The organism is Streptomyces sp. Sge12 (assembly GCF_002080455.1).
GTDB lineage: Bacteria > Actinomycetota > Actinomycetes > Streptomycetales > Streptomycetaceae > Streptomyces.
Genome location: NZ_CP020555.1, coordinates 7,835,922 through 7,859,564, shown reverse-complemented (window position 1 = coordinate 7,859,564; position 23,643 = coordinate 7,835,922). Strand labels below are relative to the sequence as shown.

General features: G+C 71.7%; 25 protein-coding genes and 3 pseudogenes. 9 read left to right on the top strand and 19 right to left on the bottom strand.

All coding sequences use genetic code 11. From position 1 onward, the window contains the following. Positions 1 to 95: 95 nt before the first annotated feature. Entirely contained in the window at positions 96 to 827 is a 732-nt protein-coding gene (locus B6R96_RS35365; protein WP_081524819.1) for a hypothetical protein, read from the bottom strand. A 244-nt stretch (positions 828 to 1,071) separates the two neighbouring features. Beyond that, complete coding sequence (locus B6R96_RS35360) at positions 1,072 to 1,731, bottom strand: maleylpyruvate isomerase N-terminal domain-containing protein (RefSeq protein WP_081525417.1); 660 nt, start codon at positions 1,729 to 1,731, stop codon at positions 1,072 to 1,074. 606 nt (positions 1,732 to 2,337) lie between these two features. Between B6R96_RS35360 and B6R96_RS35355 the strand changes: the two genes are divergently transcribed. Next, entirely contained in the window at positions 2,338 to 2,892 is a 555-nt protein-coding gene (locus tag B6R96_RS35355; RefSeq protein ID WP_081524818.1) for a flavoprotein, read from the top strand. A 46-nt stretch (positions 2,893 to 2,938) separates the two neighbouring features. Here B6R96_RS35355 and B6R96_RS35350 read toward each other — a convergent pair whose 3' ends face one another. Both B6R96_RS35350 and B6R96_RS35345 read right to left on the bottom strand, forming a co-directional pair. Then, the gene (locus B6R96_RS35350) at positions 2,939 to 3,511 is read right to left on the bottom strand and encodes a GNAT family N-acetyltransferase (protein WP_081524817.1); all 573 of its coding nucleotides are present in this window, start codon (positions 3,509 to 3,511) and stop codon (positions 2,939 to 2,941) included. Between the two features lie 95 nt (positions 3,512 to 3,606). After that, positions 3,607 to 4,005 carry a hypothetical protein gene (locus B6R96_RS35345; RefSeq protein ID WP_237291615.1) on the bottom strand — a complete coding sequence of 133 codons (399 nt, stop codon included), beginning with the start codon at positions 4,003 to 4,005 and terminating at the stop codon, positions 3,607 to 3,609. Positions 4,006 to 4,327: 322 nt separating this feature from the next. Here B6R96_RS35345 and B6R96_RS35340 point away from each other — a divergent pair, with 322 nt between their 5' ends. Next, a complete protein-coding gene (locus tag B6R96_RS35340; RefSeq protein WP_081524815.1) occupies positions 4,328 to 6,247 on the top strand; it encodes an ATP-binding cassette domain-containing protein in 1,920 nt (639 codons plus the stop codon). A gap of 57 nt (positions 6,248 to 6,304) precedes the next feature. Further along, a complete protein-coding gene (locus tag B6R96_RS35335; RefSeq protein WP_081524814.1) occupies positions 6,305 to 7,705 on the top strand; it encodes a hypothetical protein in 1,401 nt (466 codons plus the stop codon). A 28-nt stretch (positions 7,706 to 7,733) separates the two neighbouring features. On the opposite strand, the gene B6R96_RS35330 is transcribed toward B6R96_RS35335, so the two are convergent. Together B6R96_RS35330 and B6R96_RS35325 are read right to left on the bottom strand one after the other, a co-directional pair. Beyond that, positions 7,734 to 8,693 (bottom strand): MBL fold metallo-hydrolase, encoded by a 960-nt coding sequence (locus B6R96_RS35330; protein ID WP_081524813.1) that lies wholly within the window; start codon positions 8,691 to 8,693, stop codon positions 7,734 to 7,736. 309 nt (positions 8,694 to 9,002) lie between these two features. Beyond that, positions 9,003 to 9,257 (bottom strand): WhiB family transcriptional regulator, encoded by a 255-nt coding sequence (locus B6R96_RS35325; protein WP_053177057.1) that lies wholly within the window; start codon positions 9,255 to 9,257, stop codon positions 9,003 to 9,005. 268 nt (positions 9,258 to 9,525) lie between these two features. Between B6R96_RS35325 and B6R96_RS35320 the strand changes: the two genes are divergently transcribed. Next, positions 9,526 to 10,080, top strand: coding sequence for a hypothetical protein (locus B6R96_RS35320; RefSeq protein ID WP_159396433.1), 555 nt, complete (start codon positions 9,526 to 9,528; stop codon positions 10,078 to 10,080). Between the two features lie 38 nt (positions 10,081 to 10,118). Here the strand turns inward: B6R96_RS35320 and B6R96_RS35315 are convergent, their stop codons facing one another. Continuing rightward, entirely contained in the window at positions 10,119 to 10,343 is a 225-nt protein-coding gene (locus tag B6R96_RS35315) for a hypothetical protein (protein WP_053177024.1), read from the bottom strand. Between the two features lie 548 nt (positions 10,344 to 10,891). Here B6R96_RS35315 and B6R96_RS35310 point away from each other — a divergent pair. After that, the gene (locus tag B6R96_RS35310; RefSeq protein WP_053702898.1) at positions 10,892 to 11,848 is read left to right on the top strand and encodes a GlxA family transcriptional regulator; all 957 of its coding nucleotides are present in this window, start codon (positions 10,892 to 10,894) and stop codon (positions 11,846 to 11,848) included. A gap of 145 nt (positions 11,849 to 11,993) precedes the next feature. Further along, positions 11,994 to 12,992, top strand: a complete 999-nt coding sequence (gap, locus tag B6R96_RS35305) for a type I glyceraldehyde-3-phosphate dehydrogenase (protein ID WP_081524811.1) — start codon at positions 11,994 to 11,996, stop codon at positions 12,990 to 12,992. 528 nt (positions 12,993 to 13,520) lie between these two features. Here the strand turns inward: gap and B6R96_RS35295 are convergent. Next, positions 13,521 to 13,931: a RidA family protein gene (locus B6R96_RS35295; RefSeq protein ID WP_081525415.1), complete on the bottom strand. Its 411-nt coding sequence runs from the start codon at positions 13,929 to 13,931 to the stop codon at positions 13,521 to 13,523. Positions 13,932 to 14,006: 75 nt separating this feature from the next. Next, a pseudogene (locus tag B6R96_RS37055) lies at positions 14,007 to 14,210 on the bottom strand (NF041680 family putative transposase); the annotation flags it as partial. 170 nt (positions 14,211 to 14,380) lie between these two features. On the opposite strand from B6R96_RS37055, the gene B6R96_RS35290 reads away from it, so the two are divergent. Further along, positions 14,381 to 14,893 carry a protein-tyrosine phosphatase family protein gene (locus tag B6R96_RS35290; protein WP_081524810.1) on the top strand — a complete coding sequence of 171 codons (513 nt, stop codon included), beginning with the start codon at positions 14,381 to 14,383 and terminating at the stop codon, positions 14,891 to 14,893. Positions 14,894 to 14,931: 38 nt separating this feature from the next. On the opposite strand, the gene B6R96_RS37475 is transcribed toward B6R96_RS35290, so the two are convergent. The 6 genes and pseudogenes from B6R96_RS37475 to B6R96_RS35260 form a co-directional block, all read right to left on the bottom strand. Beyond that, on the bottom strand, positions 14,932 to 15,258 hold the full coding sequence (locus B6R96_RS37475; RefSeq protein ID WP_159396432.1) for a hypothetical protein: 327 nt from the start codon (positions 15,256 to 15,258) through the stop codon (positions 14,932 to 14,934). 294 nt (positions 15,259 to 15,552) lie between these two features. Next, positions 15,553 to 15,639 (bottom strand): annotated as a pseudogene (locus B6R96_RS39040) (hypothetical protein); the annotation flags it as partial. Between the two features lie 254 nt (positions 15,640 to 15,893). Then, positions 15,894 to 17,155 (bottom strand): annotated as a pseudogene (locus B6R96_RS35275) (transposase). A gap of 133 nt (positions 17,156 to 17,288) precedes the next feature. Then, positions 17,289 to 17,696 (bottom strand): hypothetical protein, encoded by a 408-nt coding sequence (locus tag B6R96_RS35270; RefSeq protein ID WP_081524808.1) that lies wholly within the window; start codon positions 17,694 to 17,696, stop codon positions 17,289 to 17,291. Positions 17,697 to 17,780: 84 nt separating this feature from the next. Beyond that, positions 17,781 to 17,963 (bottom strand): hypothetical protein, encoded by a 183-nt coding sequence (locus B6R96_RS35265; RefSeq protein ID WP_081524807.1) that lies wholly within the window; start codon positions 17,961 to 17,963, stop codon positions 17,781 to 17,783. Between the two features lie 90 nt (positions 17,964 to 18,053). Beyond that, positions 18,054 to 19,493 carry an MFS transporter gene (locus B6R96_RS35260; RefSeq protein WP_081524806.1) on the bottom strand — a complete coding sequence of 480 codons (1,440 nt, stop codon included), beginning with the start codon at positions 19,491 to 19,493 and terminating at the stop codon, positions 18,054 to 18,056. A gap of 115 nt (positions 19,494 to 19,608) precedes the next feature. Here B6R96_RS35260 and B6R96_RS35255 point away from each other — a divergent pair, with 115 nt between their 5' ends. Continuing rightward, positions 19,609 to 20,478, top strand: coding sequence for a helix-turn-helix transcriptional regulator (locus tag B6R96_RS35255; protein ID WP_030386776.1), 870 nt, complete (start codon positions 19,609 to 19,611; stop codon positions 20,476 to 20,478). Positions 20,479 to 20,512: 34 nt separating this feature from the next. Here B6R96_RS35255 and B6R96_RS35250 read toward each other — a convergent pair whose 3' ends face one another. Beyond that, entirely contained in the window at positions 20,513 to 20,869 is a 357-nt protein-coding gene (locus B6R96_RS35250) for a hypothetical protein (protein ID WP_237291614.1), read from the bottom strand. An 87-nt stretch (positions 20,870 to 20,956) separates the two neighbouring features. Then, on the bottom strand, positions 20,957 to 21,400 hold the full coding sequence (locus B6R96_RS35245) for a MarR family winged helix-turn-helix transcriptional regulator (RefSeq protein WP_081524805.1): 444 nt from the start codon (positions 21,398 to 21,400) through the stop codon (positions 20,957 to 20,959). Between the two features lie 106 nt (positions 21,401 to 21,506). On the opposite strand from B6R96_RS35245, the gene B6R96_RS35240 reads away from it, so the two are divergent. Then, positions 21,507 to 21,899, top strand: a complete 393-nt coding sequence (locus B6R96_RS35240; RefSeq protein ID WP_030386773.1) for a nuclear transport factor 2 family protein — start codon at positions 21,507 to 21,509, stop codon at positions 21,897 to 21,899. A 7-nt stretch (positions 21,900 to 21,906) separates the two neighbouring features. Here the strand turns inward: B6R96_RS35240 and B6R96_RS35235 are convergent, their stop codons facing one another. Beyond that, positions 21,907 to 22,293, bottom strand: coding sequence for a VOC family protein (locus B6R96_RS35235; protein WP_081524804.1), 387 nt, complete (start codon positions 22,291 to 22,293; stop codon positions 21,907 to 21,909). A 14-nt stretch (positions 22,294 to 22,307) separates the two neighbouring features. Next, positions 22,308 to 23,504: an FUSC family protein gene (locus tag B6R96_RS35230; RefSeq protein WP_081524803.1), complete on the bottom strand. Its 1,197-nt coding sequence runs from the start codon at positions 23,502 to 23,504 to the stop codon at positions 22,308 to 22,310. Positions 23,505 to 23,643 lie beyond the last annotated feature (139 nt).

Below are 23,643 nucleotides of genomic sequence, written 5' to 3'. Positions count from 1 at the left end.
GCGTAGGACTCCGATGGCGAGTCACGCGTACGACTGCGCCTGACCGACTCCTACTCCCACTGGGTGCCCCGGCGCCGAGGGGTCGGCCCACCACGTCAGCCCACCGCGTCCCAGGCCCTCATCGGACCGTCCAGCCAGGCGGGCGGCAGCTCGGCGGCGTCCCACTCCTCCCGCAGTGCCGTGGCCGGCGCGGTGAGCCGCTCCAGTACGGCGACGCTGGTGGCGGAGTGGAGGAGGGAGTAGCGGCTGTGGATGGCGGTGGGGCTGCCGGGCCCGTACTCCACGTACAACCGCTCCAGACGGGCCCGGTGCGCCGCGGCGAAATCCGCCAGCCGGCCGGCGTACCGGGCCCTCTGGCGGGGAGTCATCGTGGCGAGGACGGCACGGAGCACCTCCTCGGTGACCTCGGGGTCGAGGTCGGAGGCGGCGGTGAAGGTGAGGTAGAGGGGGGTGACGGCCGCCTTCGCCTGCTCCACCTCGACGCGCCCGACCGGCGGCCGGGGGGCCGAGGCGGTGCTCGGTCCGTCGGGGTCGACGGTGTGCCGCAGGGCCCGTTCGGCGATCGCGCCGAGCTCGTCGGTGACGGTACGGGCACCGTCCAGCCAGCCCGACTCGTACGGCTCGCCCTTGTCTCCCGGTACGGATCCCCCGAGCGCGCCGAGCTCCTCGCACGCGCCGGCCAAGGCGCCCGCCTCGACCAGGGCGATCAGGCCCTCCGCATCGTCGGCGGAGATCCCCGCCCGGCCGAGCAGCTGGAGCAGCGTCCTCTTCGCGTTCAGGACGCTGACCGGGTCCAGCTCCGGCCGGTTCTCCTCGGCGGCGTGCATCGGGTCCTCCTCATCCCATGAGCCAGCGGTGCGGTGCGTGCAGTGCGGTGCGTGCGGTCCGTGCGGTGTGCGGACGCGGAGCGCACCCTTCGACAGTTCAACGTGGGAGGGGGCCGCTGTGATCCCGGCGGATGCCCTGCTGCTCGACGACTGCATCCGTTCGGCGCAACGAGCGCCTCGGCCGCCCGGAGGACCCAGTATCCCCTGACCGGGCCCGGCGCGATCCTCATTGCGGCGGGGCGGGTCAGCCCAGGACGAGCGGGAACCTCACCGCCGCGTCGCGCAGTTCGGCGCGCTGCGCGTCGGTGGGTGCGCTGCGGCCGGTGCCGACCAGGAGTGCGTCGCGGTCGGTGAACGAGGCGGGGAACGCCGCCCCGGCGATCCGCTCCAGCATGGCGCGGGAGCGGGCCATGCCCTCCTCGGGCGGCAGGGTCGGCGCATCCGGGAGGTGGGCGATCAGGTCGAGGTGGTGCAGGGTCCACTCCAGGACGTACGCGCCGAGGTAGTCGGCCACGGTGAGGACCTCGTCGCGGGTGCCCACCCGGGCCTTCGGGTCGGCGAGTTCGGCGGCGCGGCCGGCGGCGGAGCCGACGTCATCGAGGTGGAACCGGAGCAGGCGCGGGTCCCCGTACGCGGCGGCCAGCCGGACAGTGAGGGCGTCGAGCGGGTCCTCGCCGGTCGGGGGCCGGTCCTCGACGTGCCAGTAGGTCACCGCGTCGACGGTCGGCTCCGTCGCGGCGGGGGTGGCGAGGGTGATCAGGACGTCCTGGGCATCGATGACCAGGTGGCACACGAGATCCCGTACGAGCCAGCCGGCGCAGCCGGACGGACGTGCGAAGTCCGGGTCGGGGATCTCGGCGACCGCCGTGCGCAACGCCGACCAGGAACGGGTGAAGAGGTCCACACCGGCACCGTAGTGCGGCGCCGCCACGGCGGACAAGCGCGGCACCCACCGGGCCCCGCGGGGCGCCGGCCTCCCCGGGTGGCTTCGTTCGCGGGAATGCTCGCGAACGAAGCCACCCGGAGCCCACTGCGCGCCGTTGATCACGCAGCCCGGACCAACCCCCGTCCGTCGCTGCGAGCCGCGGGCCCCGGGCCCCGGGCCCCGGGCCCCGGGCCCCGGGCGGCAACCGTAGGGCAGCGGGCGGCGGGTCGGCGGGCGGCCCTACGGTCGGTACACCTTTCCGGCTTCGGGGCGGGCTGGGGCAAGCAGCTCCCGGACGCAGGTCCGCCGGCTTTCCGGCAGGCTGCCCAGCTGTACGACCGCCTGCATGCGTCCGGGCCGTTGGAAGTCTTCCGGCTCCACCCGTCACGTGTCCAACAGGACGGTCACCCGCTCTTCGGCGGGGAACGCGCGGCCTGGCGGCCACCGGGCGCGCCGGGAGGCGGCCGCACTCGTGGGCTGAGCGGCGGTCCGGAGGGGTGTTCGTCCCCGGCCGAGCAGGTCCGCAGGAAAGTCGCCCGTTCCGGATAGCGTGATCAAGGTCAAACAATGTGATCATATGGCGGCATGACCACGAGGACTCTCCACCTGCTCTGTTCCGCCGCCCCGCCCGTCTTCGACATCGCCCACGTCATCGAGGACGCCCAGACCCGCGGCTGGGACGTGTGCCTCGGCCTCACCCCCACCTCAGCGCACTGGCTGTCCGAGAGCCTCGACGGACTCGCCGCCCTGACCGGCCACCCGGTCCGCTGGCAGTACAAGTTCCCCGGGCAGGCCGACGTATGGCCGGCGGCCGACGCCCTCCTCTTCGCGCCCGCCACCTTCAACAGCATCAACTCCTGGGCCCTCGGCCTGACCAACAACCTGGTCATCGGTCTGGCCGCCGAGGCGACCGGCAAGCGCACGCCCGCCGTCGCGATGCCCTGCACCAACACCGCGCTCGCCGCGCACCCGCAGTTCGAGTCCTCGCTGAGCACTTTGCGCAACGCCGGAGTCGAACTCCTCCACGGCGAAACCGGTTACGCCCCCGACCCCGCGGACCCCGACGCCCCGCTCCACTTCCCGTGGGCCACTGCCCTGAGCGCCCTCGAGGCCCGTACCCGTACCTCCCCGCAGGCGTAGACGAAGACGAAGGCGAAGACGTAGGGATGGACGCAGACGTGAAACGTCAGCGCAGGTCGAGGCGCATCAGGATCCTGGGATGACCGGCCAGCACCGAGGTGGTGTCCGCGGCATGGACGAACCCGGCGCGCTCGAAGTTCTTGCGGAGCCCGGCGTACGCCATCGTCAGGTCGACCTTGGCATCACCGTTGTCGAGCGGGTAGGCCTCGATCACCGGTGCGCCCCGGGCACGGGCGAATTCGACCGCGCCGGCGATGAGTGCGTGCGAGATCCCGCTGCCGCGGTGGCTGGGGCGTACCCGTACACACCACAGCGACCAGACCGGTAGGTCGTCGACCGTCGGGATCGTACGACTGCGCGCGTACGAGGTGTCCGCACGCGGGGCCACGGCGGCCCAGCCGACCGGCTCGTCGCCGTCGTGGGCGAGTACCCCGGGAGGGGTTTCGCCACGGCACAGCCCGGCCACGTACTCACCGCGGGCCGGCCCGCGCAGCTCGTTGTTGAGCTTGGACGGGATCCGGTAGCTCAGGCACCAGCAGACGTTGGCCCCGGGTGACTTCGGTCCGAGGACGGCCCGGACGTCCTCGAAGACGGCGGCCGGACGAACGCTGATGACCATCGCACCACCATGTCATGACGGACGTGACGGCGTCGCCGCGTCCCGCCGCCGGGTTCACCCGCCCGGGCGCGCCGGTCGCCCGTTCGACCTGTCCCTCAGCACCGGTAGGGCCAGACGCTGACACGGCTCCGGGCAGCCCGTACCTCCACCCACGAGCCGTCGGCACCGTCCGGCGGTGGACCTGCCTGATCGAAGAGGATCAGCGCGCCGCCCACCTCCAGGACGGCCGCTCCGTCCTCGGTGAGACCCAGCCTCCCCCGGAAGACGATGTGGGATCCCTCTTCCCGGACCTCGGACGTGGGGACGGCAGCCGCGCGGGTGTTCCCCGCCCAGGTGATGTCCTCGTCGACCGTCCACTCGATGTGGTGCCGGCCCTCCGCCGCCTCACCGGCGCCGTCCTGCCAGACCACGACGGCGCTTCCCACCGCCGAACGCACCCGCACGGACGTGGCGCCCGCTGCCGACCGCTCCACCGCCTCCACCTGTACCAGCACCCCGCCATCATCCACGGCCGCCCCCGCAATCGAATTCCGGGGGCCGCCCCCCGGACCGGCCGGTTCCGGCCAACCTCCCTTCCGGCTGCGCCCGGAAGCCCGGCGGCACGCGCGCACGATCAGCGGCCACCGCTGGGGAGCCGCCGCCGCGAGGTCGGCCAGATCCGGCTGCTCCGCGTCCGGGCCTGCGCTCTACTCACTCCCTCCAGTTCCCGCGACCACGCAGCCGCCCCTCCGCACACCACGGAGACGGGCTTCTCCGGCATGCGCCGGGCGCACGTGAACCGGCCTCCACGACAACCCAGTTGAAGGAGAAAGCCACATGTCCGAGCAGCAGGACCAACAGCAGACCGAGCAGCGGAGCGAGCAGCGGAAGAGGGCCGCCGCACCGCCCGCACCGCCCGCACCGCCCGAGTTCAAGTACACCTGGGGCCAGCACAACGAGACCATGGAGGCGCTGTCGCTGGGGCAGATGGCCCGCCGCGTTCCCTCCGCCCTCCGGCAGACGGCGCGGCTCGCCCTCGCCGTCAACCGCACCGCGTTCCACGTGCTGGTCACCGCCCAGATCCTCGGTGGTATCTGCACGGCCGCGGCGCTCGCGGCGATCTCGCGGGCCATGGTCCCGCTACTGGCGGGCGACAGCGTCCAGGAGCGGATCTCGGCCGCGACCTGGCCGCTGGTCGTCGCCGCCGCGATGACGGCGCTCGGCGCGCTGGCCTCCATCACCTCGGGCAGTGCGGCCCGCCGACTGAATCCCGGCATGGCCACCCTCGCCGACCTCGCCATGGTCGACGCCCACATGGACGTCGAACTCGCCGCGTACGACGCCCCTGACTTCACCGAGCGTTCCGAGGCGGCCGAGACCGGATCCGCCCGGTCCGCGATGCTGCTGCAGGACGCCCTCGGCTTCACCGGCGGCCTGATCGACATGCTCGCGGTGGCCTCCGTCCTCGCGGTGGTCCACCCCGTGCTGTTGCCGCTGCTCCTGCTGTCGGTGGTCCCCCGCGGCCTCGGCTCGGTCTACGCCGCCCGCCTCGACTACCGCCTCCACAACCAGACGATCGCCTCCCGCAACATCAAGCACATGATGCGCTGGCACCTGACCACCCCCAAGCTCGCCGACGAGCTGCGCGGCAACAGCATGCGGCCGCACGCCCACCACTGGTACGCGGCGGTCTGCGAGCGGATCGACTCCCGGATGGTCAGCTCCGCGCCCCGCTACCTCACCGTCTACCTGATCGCCGCCTCCGCCTCGGGGGTCTTCGTCGTCGCGACCTACGGCGCCCTCGCCGGTCTCGTCGTCGGCGGGTACATGGCGATCGCCGCCGCCGGCACCGCGATCGTCGCCATGCGCACCTCCACCGCCGCCCTGTCTCAGCTCGTCGTCTACGGCGCGGCGATGTTCCAGCACGCGCTCTACCTCGGTGACTACACCGCTTTCGTCGCGGAGGCCGCCCAGAAGTCCGGCCCGCGCGGACCGCAGGTGGTGGAGGGCGCCCCGGAGAAGATCCGGCTGGAGGAGGCCACGTACGCCTACCCGGGCAAGGACAGCCCCGCGCTCGGGCCGGTGTCCCTGACCCTGTCCCGGGGCGAGGTGATCGCCGTCGTCGGGGAGAACGGCGCCGGGAAGTCCACCCTGATCAGGCTGCTGACCTCGCTGACGGTCCCGACCTCCGGCACCGTCTCCTGGGACGGGATCCCGACCTCTGACGCCGACCAGCGCACCGCCTGGCAGCACGTCGGCCTCGTGACGCAGTCGTACGGGTACTGGCCGTTCTCCGCCCGGGAGAACATCACCCTCGGCCAGCCCGACCCGCGCGGCGAGGAGGCCGTGTGGGACGCCCTGGACGCGGTCGGCATGCGGACGACCGTCGAGGACTTCCCCAACGGCCTGGACACCCTGCTGGCCCGCTCGATCTGGGGCGGGCACGAGCCCTCCGGCGGCCAGTGGCAGCGCCTGGCGTGCGGGCGGGCGTTCCACCGGAAGCCGGGGCTGCTGGTCATGGACGAGCCGACGTCGGCCATGGACCCGCGCGGGGAGCACATGGTGTTCTCCGGGCTGCGGGACATGCGCGCCGACCGGATCACGGTCATCGTCACGCACCGGATGGAGAACTGCCGCCTCGCCGACCGGATCATCGTGCTCGACGCTGGCCGGATCACGGAACAGGGCAGCTACGAGGAACTGGTGCGGCTGAACGGCTCCTTCGCCGAGCTCGTGCGCCTCTCCCAGGACCGGTAGCCCCTCGCCCGGGCCACCCGGGCGGCCCTGTCAGTGGGACGGTCTAGCCTGCACCACATGATCGATGGGGAATTCGCCGCACCGGCACCGGGTGCGCTCGCCGACGAGGTCGCGGCGGTACTGGCCGACCGCCGCGACCCCGGCGTGCCTTCGTTCGAGCGCGTACTGGGCGGGGTCGTGAGTCACAGCTTCCGCAACCGGGACGCGCTCGTCGCCGCGCTGGGCTCCGTACCGCGCGGGTCCGGGCTGCGGCCGCACCCTCGGGCGGGGAGCATCGCGGCGGTCGTCGGCGCCGCGGTGGACCCGGTCCGGTCGGAGGAGCCCTGGGAGACCGCCGGGGCGGCGGGCTGGCTCGAACTGTGCCAGCACGTGGCACTGGACTACGTGGTCGGGGCGCGGATGGGCGAGGTCGCCGCGCGGTTGCGCGCGGGTGATCCCGTACCGTTCCTGCTGTCCACGCCGAGCGGGCCGACCGGTGCGGTGGCGCCGTACGACCTGGTCGCGCGACTCGCGGAGTACGAGCGTCTCGGTGTCCGGCCCGGGCCGGCGGACCTGGGGCAGGCACTGCTGCGCGTCGGCGGCCCCGTCGATCCGGAAGCCGTGCGCGCCGCGGAGGGGTTGCGGCTGGCGGAGGGCGCCCGCGTGGCCGACTGGCTCCGGCAGGGCGGTCTGCCCCGGCCGGCGTCGTGGCGGGAGCGCGAGGCCGGTGAACCCGAGCGTCCCAGCAGGCGCCGGGGAGCACGGATCGGCCGCCGGATCCTGGTGGGGCACGAGGCGATCGAGGGCCGGGGCGCGTTTCCCCGGCGTTTCTGGTCGCTGTTCCGGAAGTTCGAGCCGCAGCTGTCCTGTCCGCACTGGTCGCTGCCGGACCAGCGGGACGCCCACACGGTCGCGGCCCTCCCCTGGCACCCGGAGACGGCCGCGGCCCGGCTGCTGACGGGTGTCGCATCGGCGGCCGACCAGGACGGCAGCGGTGCCCCCGCCTTCCTGGAGGCGCTCGCCGCGACCGACGGCCCGGCCGGACCCGCTGTGCACCTGGCCGTCGCCTACGGGCTCGCCTCCGTCCCGGAGCGGGACCGGGAGGCCGCCGTGCGGGCGCTGCTCCTGCTGGCCGCGCGGGGCCGGCTGGACGGAGAACTGCTCGGCCGCGAGCTCACCGAACTCGTGGGGCTGGGCACGCTGAAGGTGCCCCTGCTGATCGAGTCACTCCGGGCCGCGGCCGCCGCGCCGCAGGGCGCCGGGGCGGTCTGGGCGGTCCTGGCCGGCGCGCTCCCCGGCCTGCTGGTCCACACCCGGCCGCAGGTGCACGGAGCGCTCCTGGCCGTCGCGGCGGACTGCGCGCGGCTGTCGGGTGCGCGCGGTGAGCTGCCCGAGGTGACGGCGTTGGCGCAGCGACCGGGTTCGTCCCAGTTGCTCAGGCAGGCACGCCGGCTGCGTGACGCGCTGGCCGGGGTGTGACGGGACGGGGTCGGTACGGTCGGTGCGGTCAGCCGTGCTGGTGCTGTTCGGGCAGCCTGCTGTCCGGGTGCGCCCACAGCAGTACGTTGCCGGGCCGCTCGTCGCCGAAGAAGTCGAGGACGTCCTGGTCCGAGTGGCGCAGGCTGAAGTGCGTGAGGACGAAGAGCGTGTCGGGGTGGGCCTCGACGACGGGCTTCAGCCGGCTCCAGACGGTGTGTCCGACCCGGTCGGCCCGCTCCAGCTCGGCGTCGTCGAGATAGGTGCACTCGGTGATGAGGACCGGGTACTCGAAGAGCCAGGGATTGTCCTCGAAGACGCTCACGTGGGTGTCACCGAGGAAGGCGAACAGCGGCTTGAGCACCTCTCGTTCGACCTCGGCGCCCTCCTTGCGGCGCTCGGCGAGGATCCGCCCGAACTCGCCGCCCCGGCCCTCTTCGGCGAGGTCGCGCCGCAGTTCCTCGTACTCGGGCAGCAGCGCCTTGCGGCGTTCGGAGAAGGCGTATCCCACACAGGGCACCTTGTGCACGCACTCCACCACCCGTACGTGGTGGCCACGGCGGCCGAAGGTGAACTCGTCGCCGCCGCGGACTCCGTGCAGCCGGCAGTTCGCGGCGAGTGCGGGGTCGTAGGCGGTGCCGTGGTTCAGTTCGGCGGAGGCCCGCAGGAAGGTCTCCACGTAGGGCGCAGCCGCCGCGGGCAGGTGGATGTCGACTCCGTCGGGCCGGGCGGCGAGGTGGTCGAGGTCCTTGGAGTGGTCGTGGTGGGTGTGCGTGAGGAAGACCGTCTCCGGCTGACGCCCTTCCGCCAGTCCGGCGTCGAGCGCGCAGCGCAGCTCCGGGATGTGGAAGAACGTCTTGTCGTTGGCGCGCGAGTACCCGGTGAGGGTGAGCTCGGTCCCGGGTATGCGCCAGGTCTTCCACTGGCGGAACGGGTGGCCCTGGTCGAGTCGTTCGGGGTGGGCGGGGGTCCGCGAGGGGGCCAGGGTCATCGGTGCCTCCGTGGGACCGCCGTGATCGGGTGGGTGGATGAGGCGCGTGAGGTGGGTGGGTACGCGCGCGGCCCGATCGTAGCGGGCGGTGTCCCCGGGCGGCCCGCGGTTTTCCGGGCGCCGGGCGGGGCCCGGCTCGGTACCCGTGGAGGCCCTCTTTCCCTCCTGGGCTTCTTCGGCGCCCTTCTGACGCGGGGGCCGGCGGCGGATCACGCCGCTGCCGAGCCCGATGACCGACCACGACGACCCGACCCGCGGGTGCGGCCCCGCCATGAAGGCGTACGCGCCCGGCGGGCCCGAGAACCGGGCTCAGCCGGACGATCGCGCTCCGGCCCGGGCCGCGCGCCGCTTGGCCGCACGTCGTTCGTCCTCGCTCATGCCGCCGCACACGCCGAGGTCCTGGCCTCCCTCGAGGGCCCACTGGAGGCAGCTCTCCATGACCGGGCAGCGGTGGCACACCGCCTTGGCCTCCTCGATCTGGACAAGGGCCGGGCCGCTGGTGCCCACCGGGAAGAAGAGCTCGGGATCTTCCCACCGGCAAGCAGCCTCCTGGCGCCAGTTCATCGTCATTCCTCCATTCAGTCCGTCCGAAGCCGTCCCCCCGCTCCTGGCCGGTACCGGCCGCTCTATTCAGTGCCGGACCCGCTATTTGTCGCTCCCTTGCGTCCGGATGCACCCGGAGCGGTCGGGGCGGACGCTGGAAGAAGGGTCGGGAGCGGCCCCCGGACGTCGGTCGGCGGGCGGGCCACGGGAAGTGATCGGCATGACTCACCGTTCTCGGACGCAGCGCCTCGCGATGCTTGCGGCGTCCGCGGCCTTGATCGCAGGGGGTGTGCCGGTTTCCGCCACCGCGTTCGCCGCCCCCTCCGGCGCTCCCTCCGCCCCTGCGCCGCCGCCGGTCACGGCCCTGGCCGCCGTCCCCGCCGCGGACTGGGTGAGGACGACCGACCCGCCCAGTGGCATCAGTGCGGAGCTTCCAGGGAAGGCCACCGTCCGGACGGCGACCGTACCCATCGAGGACCAGCTCGTCGACGGACGCGCGTACGGCGTGGACACGCCGGACGGAGGGACCGGTTTCGCCGTCCATGACATGCCGGGAGACCAGTACCCGCTCGAGGAGAATCTCCAGCGTTTCCTGCGGTCGTACACGCAGAACACCGCCGAGCCTCTGACCAGCCATGACGTGCGGAAACTGACGGTCGACGGCCGCCCCGCCCTCGACGCTCGCCTGACCTCCGAGTCGGACGGTGAGCCTGTGACCGGCTCCATTCGTCTCATAGCCGACGACAAGCACCTCGTGCAGGCCATCAGCCTCGGCCCCCAGGCGAACGACAAGGCCCTGAAGGCGATGCACGAGCAGCTCCTCGCCGGTCTCCGCATCCCCTGACCCCGAACCCGACCCCGGTCCCACGGCGCCCGGCAGCGTCAGGCGCCCCCGGTCCACACCTCGGGCCCGCCCCCCTCCCACCGGATCGGCCCGTCCTCGGACAGCTCCACATCCTCCAGGCCGACCCGGCGCAGCAACTCCGTCACATCTGCGAGCGTGAGCGCCCGGCCCAGGTCCGCGTCCACGCCGAGCGCGTGCACGGTGACCTTGCGCCCGCCCTGCGGGGACACGGGGTGGATCACGATCTCCGTCTGGTCCGCCATACATCCAGAGTGCGGCGGGCCGCCCCGTACGGCATCCGCGGCTCGCCGCTGCACACCGAACGCCGTGGAAGCGGCTCCGGTCTCAGGCCACGAGATCGCCGCGGCCCGTGACCCGTGACCCTGCTGACGCGCTCTCAGGTGCGCGGAGTTTCTGGAGGAGCGGGTGTTTGGGAACGAGCAATCGGGTCAGACGCGTGACATCGGAAGCCGCCGCCTGGGGGGTGGGGTGCTTCCGGAGCGCGCCGCGCCGCATGATGCCCTTCCCCCCCCGGCATCATGCGGCAGGCCCGCCCGCCCGGCGGGCAGCCCGCCTACCGAGCCCTGACGGATCGCCACATCCTGCCGGCCGCACCGCACATTCCTGCCGGGCATCGGCCGGTTGCCTGCGGGAACTGGACCGCGAGCTGGGCAACGCGGCCGCGGGGACCTGGAGCTCATCGCCAAGCAGTGGTGAGGCGACCGACCCGCACACCCCGCCGCACCTCCACGCGCCCGCGCGGGGTCCGGCACGTCCGTGCGAGCGGCGAACCCGCCGTACCCTGAACCACGTGCCGCCCTCCCGCCTCCACCGTGTCGCCGTCCTCGTCCTCGAGGGCGCGAAGCCGCTCGACGTCGGTATCCCCGCGCAGGTGTTCACGACACGCGCGAGCATGCCGTACGAGGTGCGGGTGTGCGGGGCGGCGCCCGGTCTCGTGACCGGCGGCGACGGGCTCTCGTACCACGTCACGCACGGGCTCGACGCGCTGGCCTGGGCCGACATCGTCTTCGTACCCGGCTACCGCTTTCCCGACCGCGAGGACCCGCCGCGGGCGGTCATCGACGCGCTGATCGCCGCCCACGAGCGGGGCGCGCGGCTCGCCGCCATCTCCACGGGCGCCTTCGCCCTCGCCGCCACGGGCCTGCTCGACGGCAAGCGGGCGACGACCCACTGGCACTACGCACGAGCTCTGGCGGCGAAACATCCGGACATCCGCCTCGACGAGAACGTCCTGTTCGTCGACGAGGGCAGCGTGCTGACGTCGGCCGGCGCCGCCTCGGGCATCGACCTGTGCCTGCACATCCTGCGCCACGACCTCGGCGTGGCCGCCTCGAACCACGCGGCCCGGCGCCTGGTCGCGGCCCCGTACCGCAGCGGCGGCCAGGCGCAGTACGTACCGCGCAGCGTCCCCGAGCCGCTCGGGGAGCGGTTCGCCGCCACCCGGGAGTGGGCGCTGCACCGGCTGGGCGAGCCGCTCACCCTGGAGGCGCTCGCCCAGCACGCGGGGGTCTCGCCCCGTACGTTCTCGCGCCGTTTCGCCGAGGACACCGGGTACACGCCGATGCAGTGGGTCATGCGGGCGCGCATCGACGTGGCGCGCGAGCTGCTGGAGCGTTCGGGGCGCAGCGTCGAGCAGATCGCCGACGACGTCGGCCTCGGCACGGGGGCGAATCTGCGGCTGCACTTCCACCGCATCCTGGGCACCACCCCGACGGAGTACCGGCGCACCTTCACCCAGGGCACATAGGGCCCGGGGCGCGTCCTGCCCGCATCGGCCCGAGAATGCCTCGACCGTCGCGGGTGGCGAGATCCTTACGAACCATGGCGATCTCGCCGCTGTCGGGGAGGGGCAGCGGGGGCGAACCTGGTGGCGAACGAAAGGGACATCGCTCATGACTCGCATTGCCATCAACGGATTCGGCCGCATCGGACGCAACGTGCTGCGCGCGCTCCTGGAGCGCGAGACGGACCTCGAGGTCGTCGCCGTCAACGACCTGACGGAGCCCGCCACCCTCGCGCGACTGCTCGCCTTCGACACCACCTCCGGCCGGCTCGGCCGCCCGGTGACCGTCGAGGGGAACGTGCTCGTCGTCGACGGCCACCGCATCACCGTGCTCGCCGAGCGCGAGCCGGAGCAGCTGCCGTGGGCCAAGCTCGGTGTCGACCTCGTCCTGGAGGCGACCGGTCGCTTCACCTCCGCCGAGGCCGCCCGTGGCCACATCAAGGCGGGTGCGCGCAAGGTGCTGGTCAGCGCGCCGTCCGACGGGGCCGACGTCACGCTCGCGTTCGGTGTGAACACCGACGCATACGACCCGGCGCTGCACACGATCGTCTCGAACGCGTCCTGCACGACCAACGCGCTGGCCCCGCTGGCCGCCGTACTCGACGACCTCGCCGGCATCGAGCACGGCTTCATGACCACGGTGCACGCCTACACGCAGGAGCAGAACCTGCAGGACGGCCCGCACCGCGACCCGCGCCGTGCCCGCGCCGCCGGTGTCAACATCGTGCCGACCTCGACCGGTGCCGCGAAGGCGATCGGCCTGGTGCTGCCGCAGCTCGACGGCAAGCTGTCCGGCGACTCGATCCGCGTGCCCGTCCCGGTGGGGTCGATCGTCGAGCTCAACACCACCGTCGCCCGCGAGGTGACGCGCGAGGAGATCCTCGAGGCGTACCGTGCCGCGGCGCAGGGCCCGCTGGCCGGCGTGCTGGAGTACTCGGACGACCCGCTGGTGTCGTCCGACATCACCGGCAACCCCGCCTCGTCGATCTTCGACTCGGAGCTCACCCGCGTCGACGGCCGCCACGTCAAGGTGGTCGCCTGGTACGACAACGAGTGGGGCTTCTCGAACCGTGTGATCGACACGCTCACCCTCCTCGCCGCGGGCTGAACCGCGAACCGAGCCGCGGGCGGCTACCGGTAGGACCGTCCCAGCCTGTCGTTCGACGTTCGGCGTTCGGCGTCGAACGGCAGCTGGAACGCCATGGCCGCTCCGCGGTGTGCGGGTCTGCCGGATGGCCTTCGCAGCCCCGGCAGGCGTCGGGCCCTTCCTCCTGTTCGCCGGGCCTGATGAGGCGGAAGCGGGAGGGGCTGACATCGTGATGCCCCTTCAGGCCACCCCGAACAGCCGCCGTGCGGTGCTGCGCCACCCGCGCGGCGGCGTCTTCGAGTACGTCGGCCCCTGAACGGTGTCCGTTCGGGGTGCCGGGTAGTCGTCCGGGGCCTGACCGGCGGGGTTTCGGTGCTCCGGCGGGACAAGGCCTGCGTCGGCGACATCCGGACGTGCTCGACCTCCAGCCGGCTTGATATGCCTTCCACCAGGGGGAGTTCGCCCTTGTGGTCAAGCCGAGCAGCCCGGTGCGGCAACCGCGGGTGGACCCGGTCCCACGCCTGCGTGACGGCCTTGGGCTGTTCGAAGTCAGTCGGGCAGTGCCACGGTGAGATCCAGCTCGACGAGCTGTCCGGCAAAGCCCAGCTGCGAGACGCCCAGGAGGGTGCTGGCGGTGGTGAACGCCGGACCGAGGGCGGAGCCGGTGAGCCGATGCCACGCGGCTCCGAGAACGTCCCTCTCATCGCTCCGTACGTAGATCACCGACCGCACCACGTGTTGCGGCTGGGCATTCGCCGCAGCGAGGGCTGTGAGCGCGTTCGCGACAACCTGGTCGACCTGTGTCTCGAGAGAACCGGGACCGACGAGGTCACCGTTCCGGTCAAGAGGGCACTGCCCCGCCAGGTAGGCCGTACGACCCGCCTCCACCACGGTGATGTGGTGGTAGCCGGGCGTCGCATGCAGCTGCTCGGGGTTGATGCGGGTGATCTTCTCGGTCATGTCCGCGAGTCTGACCGGCGTGGTGCCGGCCCGCACCGCAATTTTCCCTGTCGGCACGCCCTCCGTCGGCCGCAAATGCAGGGCGGCGTGGCCGCGGCGGTGTTCAGCCAGCAGCGTCAAGTCCACCGGCGTCCGCACCGGCCCATCCGCGCACAGCATCGCGTCGGTCAGCGCAAACAGTTCGTCACGGTGCGCGGTCAGACATGCATAGAGGCCGCGCCCGAAGCGTGACGCTTTCGCGAACGCTTCCGGTTGGGCATCAAGGTGCGGCACGCTCATCCCTACGGCCTTCGTCATGGCTGATTGCCATACTTGGTCGGAGCACGGAATCGGGCGAAGGGCGCTCGCGTGTCCGGAGGATCCCTGGTGGGGCACCAAGTCGATGGGCACTCGAGCCGTGTGATGGGTCCAGGGAGCCGGCCGCGTTGTCTCAGTAGAGTGGGACGCAAGTGAAGACACGTCAGAAGGACCGCGGCGTGCCAGAGCCACATGCCCCCTGGAACGAAGTCGTGCCAGGGCTGTGGATGGGCGGTCACGACTGGACCAATGCCTCGGGGGAAAGCCGTCCAGTGGTCGTCGGAAAGGAGTTCGGACTGGTCATCAGCCTGTACACCCGTCCCGGTCACGGACCCGACCCGGGGATCGATCACCTGGTCGCCGAGATTCCTGACGGTCCGCTCGTCGCCGCACAGATCCACACGGTCCAGCAGCTCGCCCGCACCGCCGCCAGGGCCGTGCAGGACGGGCGCACGGTTCTGGTTCGCTGCAACGCCGGCTACAACCGCTCCGGCCTTGTCATCGCGCAAACGCTCGTCCACCTCGGCCACGAAGCGCGGACAGCCGTCGACGTCGTCCGACAGAAACGATCCCCCTCGGCGTTGAACAACAGGCTCTTCGAGGAGTACCTCAACACCGGCCTCGGCGTCACCTGCCTACTCGCCGACCTGGACATGCTCACCTGACCTGATCGAGGTCAAATAACAAGCTCATAGCTTGCCGTTCAACCTCCGGCCTCTGGCGAAGCCGGCTCGTCTTTTGCGGTGAGGGTGACTTGGGCGGTCCATGACCAAGGCTCCCGGGGCGGGTCCCAGTTCACCTCGACGTCGGTGGCGTGGAAGTCCCGCGCGAGTTCCGTCACCATCACAGCCGCTGCGGCCCGCGCGTCTTGCGGGTGGGTGTTGATCGGCACGTCCAGGCGCCCGCAGAGCATTCCGCCTTCCCCGGTGAGGACACTGGTGCGCCAGCCCTCCGGCGTCGCCAGCAGGACGATCCCCTTCGGAATGCCGAAGGCTGGCCCCTTCTTCTTCGCTTTCCTGCGTCTCACCATGCCGCTATCCAACATGGTCGAGCTCGTGGCGAGGAGTTCGGGTGGCGGCTCAGCCTTCTGGTTGGCCAGTTCGTCGGGGTTTGGTGCCCGACCTGGTGGCGTGTGCGGGTCGGGCGTACGACTCGCCGGTGGCGAGTACGCGTCCAACCTCATAGCGGGTAGCGAGCCGCCGGTTCTCCGAGCCGAGAGGGCGGCCGGGGCCAGGGCGTCTGGGTTTCGGTGCACCGGCTGGCGTGCCCGCCGCAGCCGTGTGACGACGATCCGACCGTGGTTGATTCCGGAGTGCAGGGCCCCATGCCCGCGCCGATGCCCGGGAGCGAGCGCCAGGTCCACGAGGGTGCGGACCGGACCGTCGGTGCACAGCAACGCATCGCATCGCATCGCATCGCACAGGGCGTAGCTCCGCGCTGTCAGGCACGCGTACAACTCCGACCGGAACTCCGCCACCACCGTCAACGCGTCGCGTGGAACCGCATGCTCAACCAGTCCCACGATCCCGGCCCCCGTGCTGCGTTGTCGCTCGGCACAGGATCGGCCCGCGGCCCTTCACACGCCTGGTGAACCGGGGAGAAACCGAAAAAGTTCGAGCCCCTTTCGACGGCGGACCATAAACGACGGGCTCAGCTTGTTCTTATCTACCAAGATCTTCCGGGCTTGCCGATGGCCTTGAGGGTCTCTGGGCGCTTGACGGTTTTGCCGACGTCGTAGCGGGGTGCCCGGTGTTTGTTCTTGGCGCCGGGTGGCCGTCCGGGTCCGGCGCCTTGAGGTTTGGGAACACGGGCCGGGCAGGCGAGATGAGCGCGGATGTTCCTGAACCCTCGGCGGACCGGGCCGGGGTGAGCCGGCCGGAGGTGGTGGGCTTCTCCCAGGGCCTGCGGAGGTCCGCGGCCAGGGGCCGGGCGAGCCGGAGCTGGGTGTGCGCGACGATCAGGAGCCAGGTCCAGCGATCCGCGGCGTCAGGAGTACGGAGTTTCGGGGTGGTCCAGCCGAGGGTCTGTTTCGCGAAGCGGAAGGTATGCTCTAGATCGAAACGGCGGAGAAACGCCTGCCAGAAGCGGTTCACGTCATCCGCGGTGGCTCCGGTCTTGGAGGACCACAACCACACCGGCGGAGCATCCCGGTCCTTCGACAGGTGCTCAACCTTCAGGCGGATCAGCGTCCCTTCAACCAAGGGCAGTTCGCCTTCGTGGTCCAGCCATGAGGACCGGTGGGTGAGCCGTGGGTGGACCCGGTCCCATGCCTGGGTTTCGGCCTTGCCGTAGTTGGTGGTGTCCGTGATCGTGGTGATGGCCGGCTCGGGCCAGGTCTCCGGTTTGGCGAAGCGGAATTCCGGGCCGTGCTTAGGCGGTCGGCCATTGACGCCGTGCATCCTCGGTGGCTTGGGCAGCCGCATGACGCGGTCGGAGCGAACCCGGCCGCCGAGCTCGACCGGCAGGTCGCGCGGGACCCAGGCCAGACGGGTGACGTCATAGCCCGCGTCACTGACGATCACGATGGCCGGGTCCCCGGCCGTCTTCGCACGGCCGTAGACATGACAGAACAGCCGGTCCGCCGAACAAGGCTCGTCCGCACGAAGCCACGGCGAGACATCGACCGCCAGGACCAGGCGTCCGCCGTCGAACCGCGGCAGCGACAGCCCGGCCAGCGCCATACGCAGCTGGTCGGCGTCGATCCTGCCGTGGTTCAGGCCGCCGTACATCGCTCCGTGGCCACGTCGATGCTCGGGCAGCAACGTCAGGTCCACCGGCGTCTTCACCGCCCCGTCCGCACACAGCATCGCGTCCACCAGCTCGAACAGCTCGTCCCGTCGCGCAGTCAGACACTCGTAGAACTCACCCCGGAAGCGTGACGCTTCCGCGAGCGCCTCCCTCCGGACAGCATCAGGCAGCAGACTCACCCTCACGGCCTTCGTCTTGGGTCACATGCACCTTGGTCGGAGCACAGGATCAAACGAAGGCCGCCCCCACGTCCGGCGAATCCACACGTGAGCCACCTAGTTCGAAGATCATTCGAGCTGACACACGGCTCCGTCACACTGTCTCGGCGCTGATGACGACGTCAACCGCGCGAGCCCATCCCTGCGGATCGTCAACCGAGACCCGAACCCGCCGCCTACCTGGCTTCCCGAGTAGGGAAGTGGTGAATCGGCTCTCGCCAACGACATCCCCCACTACGAGCCGACCGTCACTCAGCAGAAGATGCCCGTCGAACACGGTGGTCAGAGGCTCTCCGTCACTTCCGTGGTCATCCGCGTCACCATGATCCTGAAAGACTCGAACCTTGACCAGCGCAACCTGGGCCTGCACCCGAACGATGAGGTGCGTGTCGCACGCAGCGGCAGGAGCGCCGTCGAGGGCCAACGTGGTGGGGATCCACTCGGTCGAACCGAGCGCCATCACCGGGTGATTCACATACAGTTCTACCCCTGCGATCTGCACAGCCTGACTCCCAGTCCATCCGCGACATTCAGCGGAGGATAGAACCAGGCACTGACAAGAAGGCCCCGAGGTTAAAGAACAAGCTCAGAGGTTGTCCCAGAACCGGCGCCAGAAGTTGGCGTGCACGTCTCTGATCCAGTGGCGGGTGTTGCAGTGCAGCTTGCGCACCACCGGGAAGGGCTGCGGTACGGGACGCCCGCACCACTGGCACGGCTTCGTGCGCCGTGCGGGCGGGCCCGGCGCCCGCGTGCGGTTGGTCTCGGTCATGGTCACAGTGAACCGACCGGCCGCACGCGGCGCCTCGGCGTACCTACTCAGTCGCCCGGGTCCTCCTACTCATGCCGCCCCGCGGCCCGCTCAGCGCATGCGGGGCAGGCGGAGGCTGAGCACGACGGTCAGCGCGATGAGGCCGAGCTGGACGAGCAGCGTCGTGGACACCGCCTCGCGCACGCCTGCTGTCGGCACCAGCGCGAGGAAGAGACTTCCCAGGGTGGCGACGCCGATCGCCACGGCGGACTGCTGGACGGTGATCATGACGCCGCCGCCCGCCCCGGCCCGGTCGGCGGGGACGTCCGAGAGCATCAGGCGCATCAGCACGGGCATTTGAAAGCCCTGGCCCAGACCTGCGAGGGCAACGCCCGGGGTGAGTGCCGCCGGGCCGAGGTCCGGCCAGCCGTGGCGGAGGGTGACCAGCAGGAGGGCGATCCCGGCCGCCTGGATGACACCGCCGGCGGTGACGATCCGGCTGCCGAAGCGGGTGATCAGGCGCGGCCCGGCGAGCGCGGCGCCGAAGAAGGCCACCGCCATCGGCGCCAGCGACAGTCCCGCCTGCACCGGACCCATGCCCAGGCCCTGTTGGAGGGTCACGGCGAGGACGAACATGAAGCCGCCGAATCCGATCGAGAACGGCACCAGCAGCATCAGGCCGCGCCGCAGCGACTCCAGCCTCAGCAGGCTCGGCGGCACCAGCGGGATATGGCCGAGGCGGTCGGCCCGGCGCTCGGTGACGTAGAACGCGGCGGCCGCGACCGGGAAGACGCCGAGCGAGATCCAGGTCCAGAGCGGCCAGCCCGCGGCCCGCCCCTCGGTCAGGGGCAGCAGCAGCGAGACCAGTGACAGCGCGAGCAGCAGGGTGCCCGGCACGTCCACGGCGGCGGGCCGGCCGGCGCGGGTGTCCGGGACCGAGCGCACGGCCAGGACCAGTCCGACGATCACCACGGGTACGTTGACCAGGAACACCGCGCGCCAGCCCGTTCCGCCGAGGTCCGCGGCGACCAGGACGCCGCCGAGGATCTGCCCGGCGACCATGGACAGGCCTCCGGTGGCCCCGTACAGGCTCATGGCCCGGGCCCGGCGCGGTCCCTCGGTGGTGGCCTGGATGGTGGCGAGCACCTGCGGCAGCATGAGGGCGGAGGCCGCGCCCTGCGCGACGCGGGCGGCGACGAGGGTCCAGGCGTTCGGCGCGAGCCCGCAGGCGAGCGAGGTGACGCCGAAGGCGGCCATGCCGACGAGGAAGAGCCGGCGCCGGCCGAGGCTGTCACCGACTCGCCCGCCGAGGACCAGGAGGACGGCGTACGCGACGCCGTAGCCGCCGATGACCAGTTCCAGGAGGGCGGGGCCGGCGGAGAGGTCGTGCTCGATGGAGGGCAGCGCGACGTTGACGATGAAGAAGTCGATCAGGGGCAGGGCCGCGCCGAGGAGCACGGTGAACAGGCCCAGGCCGCCCAGGTGGGGGGCGGCGGCGGTGCGTGCGGGGGTGGTGCGCGCAGGGGTGGTGCGTACAGGCGTGTCGCCCACAGGAGTTCGAGTCACCCTTCGACGGTCGTGCACCTGCCGGACGGGTACCAGAGTGCGCTTATCCGGGTACCAGGACTACCTGGCAACAGGATGGGCGGTGCGGCAGGCTGGAGGTATGACCACTGTGGCCCCTGGAAGCGATGTCCGCCGGCACGAGCTGGCCGAGTTCCTGCGCAGCCGCCGCGAGCGGATCACCCCCGAGCAGGTCGGACTCGTACGCGGACCTCGCCGGCGCACCCCCGGGCTGCGCCGCGAGGAGGTCGCGCACCTGTCGTCGGTGGGCGTGACCTGGTACACCTGGCTGGAACAGGCGCGCGACATCCAGGTGTCGGCGCAGGTGCTGGACGCGGTCGCGCGGGCGCTGCTACTGGACGTGAGCGAACGCGAGCACCTGTTCGCGCTGGCCGGGAGCCTGGACCCGGCGCCGCCCGCGGACTGCCCCAGTGTGACGCCGGCCGTGCGGGCGCTGCTCGACCAGTTGGGCCACATCCCGGCGTGCGTCCAGAACAGCCGCTACGACACCGTCGCCTACAACGCCACGTACGGTCGGCTGCTGTGCGATCTGGACAGGAAGCCGCCGGAGGACCGCAACTGCATGTGGCTGGCCTTCACGGATCCCGAGTGGCGGGAGGCGGTGGTCGACCTGCCGAGTACGCACCGGATCATGGCGGCGAGGTTCCGGGCGGCGATGGCCGAGCACTTGGCGGAGCCCGCGTGGACGACGCTGCTGGCCCGCCTGGAGGGTGCGTCGGCGGAGTTCCGGAAGGTGTGGGCGCGCCATGAGGTGGTCGGCGGGCAGGTCGCGAAGGCGAAGTACATCCGCAACGCGCACGTGGGCATGCTGCACGTGGAGCACACCAATCTGTGGCTCGGCCCGAGGACCGGTCCGAGGCTCGTGACGTACGTACCGCTGGACGAGGAGACGCGGGAGCGGCTGGAGGCACTGGCGGAGCTGGCTGGCGCCGGGGTTCCCGTAACGGTCTGACGGCCGGGCCGGGCCGGCCGAACGGCCGCGGCGCTCATCCCCCCAGGAGCACCGCGGCGAACCATACGAACGCCAGCGGCAGCGCCGTGGCCACCGTGCCGAGCGCGACCCCGATCCGCGCCCGGCGACGGGCCACTCCCTCGTCCTCCTGCGGGCCCCGCAGGTACCGCAGGTCGAGGAGACCGAGGACGACCGCGAGGATCGCGACGGGGAGGACGAGGTAGACGGGCCCGAAGCGGAGCCATGCCGGGAATCCCTCGGGCAGGAAGAGACAGCCGATCATCGCGACGGCCACGGCGCCCAGGACGAGAGGGACCAGACCGCTCGGCCGCGGCCCCTGCTCCTGCTCCTGCTCCTGCTCCTGCTCCTGCTCCTGCTCCACAACGCTCATGGCTCGGACGCTAGTCGGGCGGCGAGCAACTGCGCCTGGGCGCAGGTACTCAGATCTCCGTGAGTAGCCGCAGCCGAAAGAGACGGCCTAGGCGAAGGGGCCTTCGTTCATGAAGCGGCGCAGGTGGTGGGCGAACGTCTCGGCCTCGCCCGGGGGCCATGAGGCCAGGCTCGCGGTGATGCGGGCGGCCAGGCGCGTGCGGAGCTCCGCCACGACGTGCTGCCCCTCGTCGGTGAGGACGAGGAGGTGTGCGCGGCGGTCGGTGGGGTCCGGCTCGCGGCGGATGAGGCCGGCGGCCTCCAGGCGGGAGGCGCGGCGGGTGACGCCCGAGCGGTCGATCCCGGCGACCTGAGCCAGGTCCGCGGCGCTGCGCGGGCCGGTCCGGGCGAGGGCGCTGAGCACGGGATACGTCAGTTCGTCCACCGCCTCCCCCATGTCCTCCGTGAGTTGCTTGTGCAGGTGCGTGCGGGTCGTTCGCTTGAGCAGGATGCCCAGCGCGTCCGCGATCTCGTGCCCGATCTCGTTGTCCACACGAAAAGAATAGCGTGCGTTGCGCACGCAGTACTGCTACGGTGATGAAAGAGCGTGCGCAGCGCACGCATCGCGGAAGATCTTCTTCGTATCGAAAGGCAGTCCCATGACGCGCACCGGTATCTCCGCCGCCCTCACCGACCTGCTCCTCAACCGCGACCTCACCGTCGAGGAGGCCGCCGACCGCCACTTCGCGCCGGAGTACCGCCAGCGCACCGACGGGGAGTGGGCGGACCGGGCGGGCTTCATCGAGCACATCTCCCACCTGCGCGGCGTCGTGGACCACGGCACGGTCGAGGTGCACGAGGAGCTCTCCGACGGCAGCAAGTACGCCGACCGGCACACCGTCCACGTCACGAAGACGGACGGCTCGACGGTGAGCATGGAGGTCTACCTGTTCGGCGAGTTCGCCGCCGACGGCCGCTTCAGCCGCATAGAGGAGACCACCCTCATGCTCAAGGGATCCGCCGCCGACCGCGACCTCGGCAGCGCCCGCTAGCGGGCGGTCAGGGGCGGAAGCGCAGGGGATGGTCCGCGGGGACCTCCACCAGGGCGATGCGGACGCCGTCGGGGTCGGCGAGCCACATTTCGATCAGGCCCCACGGTTCGCGGCGGGGCGCTCGCAGGACCTCCGCGTTCCGGCTGCGCAGGTCCTCGTACGCCGCGTGGACGTCCGCGACCTGGAGCCACAGCCGCAGGCCGGGGGCGGGCGGCTCGTCCGCCCGCCCTGACACCTCGAGGAAGCCGCCGCCGAGGAAGTAGACCGTGCCGCGCTCGGGGCCGGTACCGAACTCGCGGTACACCGCCAGCCCCAGGGTGTCGCCGTAGAAGGCGCGCGAGCGTTCGGGATCCGTGGGTTGCAGCAGCATCCTGCTGCCCAGTACGTGCACCATGCCTCCACCTTCCCTCACGCGGCGTCCTGCCGGGCCCGCTTGAGCGGCTTCCAGCTCCTGCGCCGGGTACGGGTGTGGTGGTCGAGTTCCTCCAGCAGGCGCTGGGAACGTTTGTCCACGCCCAGTTCGTCGAGGACCCGGTCGATCTCGGTGAGCAGCGCGCCGCGCAGCTGCCAGTGCTCCGGGTCCTCGCGGGCGGCGGCCAGCAGCAGCTCCGCGAGCCGGTCGCGGTAGGCCCGGGCGACGGCGAGTTCTCCCGTCAGGCGGGCCTCCGCCTCCTCCGCGTTGGCGCTGACCTGCGCGGTGATCAGCTGGGCGAAGCTCTCCACCGCGATGGCCGTGTGGCGCAGCACCTGCCGCAGTGCGGCCGCGGTCGCCGGGTCGAACAGCGGGCCGTCGGGGCGGGCCCTGGCCAGGTCGGTCAGGGTCCGGGAGGCGACGCGGAGCACCACGGCGCAGATTTCCAGGGTGTCCAGGCCGGTGCGCAGGACCAGCCGGAAGAGCAGCCCCTCCTTGACGCGCGGGTTGAGGCGGAGGCTGTCCTCGGCCTGCCGGAGGGCGGCGTCGACCTGGGCGATGTCGTTGTCGAGGCGGCGTGCCTCGTGCAGCCGGGCCGCGGCCTGTTCGACCCGTGCCGGGCCGGCGGGGTCCTCGCCGAGGTGGTCGAGGAGCCGGCTCATCCGCTGGGCGAGGTCGGTGATCGCGGCGCCCGCGGGGCCGACCCACAGCGGTGGCGCCAGGAGGAGGTTGACGAGCAGTCCGACCACCGCGCCGATGATCGTCTCCAAGACCCGGTCCCAGGCGGTGTCGGTGACCTGCGTGACGCCGAGGACCAGCATGGCGCTGATCGCGACCTCGGGGACGAACTCGTCGACGCGCACCAGGTGGCCCACGACCAGGGAGGCGAGGATCAACAGGCCCAGGCTCCACCAGGTCAGACCCACCAGCGCGCTGAAGCCGATCGCGATCAGCACGCCGACGACCACCGAGTTGACCCGCCGGATGCTGGTGGTCAGCGTGGAGTACAGGGTGACCTGGACGACGAGCAGGGCGGTCAGCGGCGCGGTGAGCGGGTTCGGCTCGCTGCTCAGGCGGAGCGCGACGACATAGCTGATCACGGCCGCCGCGGTGGAACGCAGGGCCTGGACGGCGACCGGCTCGCGGCGACGGCGTACGAAACGGGTGGCGAGGCTACTGATCGTTTCCGTCATGCGGGGCGCCTTCCCGCTGCTGGGCCGGATGACGCATGGCGTGGCCGACGGGGTCCGAGCGCTTCAGGATGGGTCGTGAGAGGAGGGTGACCGGGCCGTTCGCGGGTAGGCGGAGGGTGTCCGGATCCCCTGTCCATCA

Bases quoted from the DNA above. Each gene is read 5' to 3' on its own strand.
- B6R96_RS35340 (WP_081524815.1), top strand. From the start codon at position 4,328: ATGTCCGAGCAGCAGGACCAACAGCAGACCGAGCAGCGGAGCGAGCAG.
- B6R96_RS37475 (WP_159396432.1), bottom strand. From the start codon at position 15,258: ATGGTGAGACGCAGGAAAGCGAAGAAGAAGGGGCCAGCCTTCGGCATT.
- gap (WP_081524811.1), top strand. From the start codon at position 11,994: ATGACTCGCATTGCCATCAACGGATTCGGCCGCATCGGACGCAACGTG.
- B6R96_RS35240 (WP_030386773.1), top strand. From the start codon at position 21,507: ATGACGCGCACCGGTATCTCCGCCGCCCTCACCGACCTGCTCCTCAAC.
- B6R96_RS35350 (WP_081524817.1), bottom strand. From the start codon at position 3,511: ATGGTCATCAGCGTTCGTCCGGCCGCCGTCTTCGAGGACGTCCGGGCC.
- B6R96_RS35295 (WP_081525415.1), bottom strand. From the start codon at position 13,931: ATGACCGAGAAGATCACCCGCATCAACCCCGAGCAGCTGCATGCGACG.
- B6R96_RS35335 (WP_081524814.1), top strand. From the start codon at position 6,305: ATGATCGATGGGGAATTCGCCGCACCGGCACCGGGTGCGCTCGCCGAC.
- B6R96_RS35365 (WP_081524819.1), bottom strand. From the start codon at position 827: ATGCACGCCGCCGAGGAGAACCGGCCGGAGCTGGACCCGGTCAGCGTC.
- B6R96_RS35325 (WP_053177057.1), bottom strand. From the start codon at position 9,257: ATGAACTGGCGCCAGGAGGCTGCTTGCCGGTGGGAAGATCCCGAGCTC.
- B6R96_RS35230 (WP_081524803.1), bottom strand. From the start codon at position 23,504: ATGACGGAAACGATCAGTAGCCTCGCCACCCGTTTCGTACGCCGTCGC.
- B6R96_RS35330 (WP_081524813.1), bottom strand. From the start codon at position 8,693: ATGACCCTGGCCCCCTCGCGGACCCCCGCCCACCCCGAACGACTCGAC.
- B6R96_RS35255 (WP_030386776.1), top strand. From the start codon at position 19,609: ATGACCACTGTGGCCCCTGGAAGCGATGTCCGCCGGCACGAGCTGGCC.
- B6R96_RS35315 (WP_053177024.1), bottom strand. From the start codon at position 10,343: ATGGCGGACCAGACGGAGATCGTGATCCACCCCGTGTCCCCGCAGGGC.
- B6R96_RS35355 (WP_081524818.1), top strand. From the start codon at position 2,338: ATGACCACGAGGACTCTCCACCTGCTCTGTTCCGCCGCCCCGCCCGTC.
- B6R96_RS35235 (WP_081524804.1), bottom strand. From the start codon at position 22,293: ATGGTGCACGTACTGGGCAGCAGGATGCTGCTGCAACCCACGGATCCC.
- B6R96_RS35265 (WP_081524807.1), bottom strand. From the start codon at position 17,963: ATGACCGAGACCAACCGCACGCGGGCGCCGGGCCCGCCCGCACGGCGC.
- B6R96_RS35250 (WP_237291614.1), bottom strand. From the start codon at position 20,869: ATGAGCGTTGTGGAGCAGGAGCAGGAGCAGGAGCAGGAGCAGGAGCAG.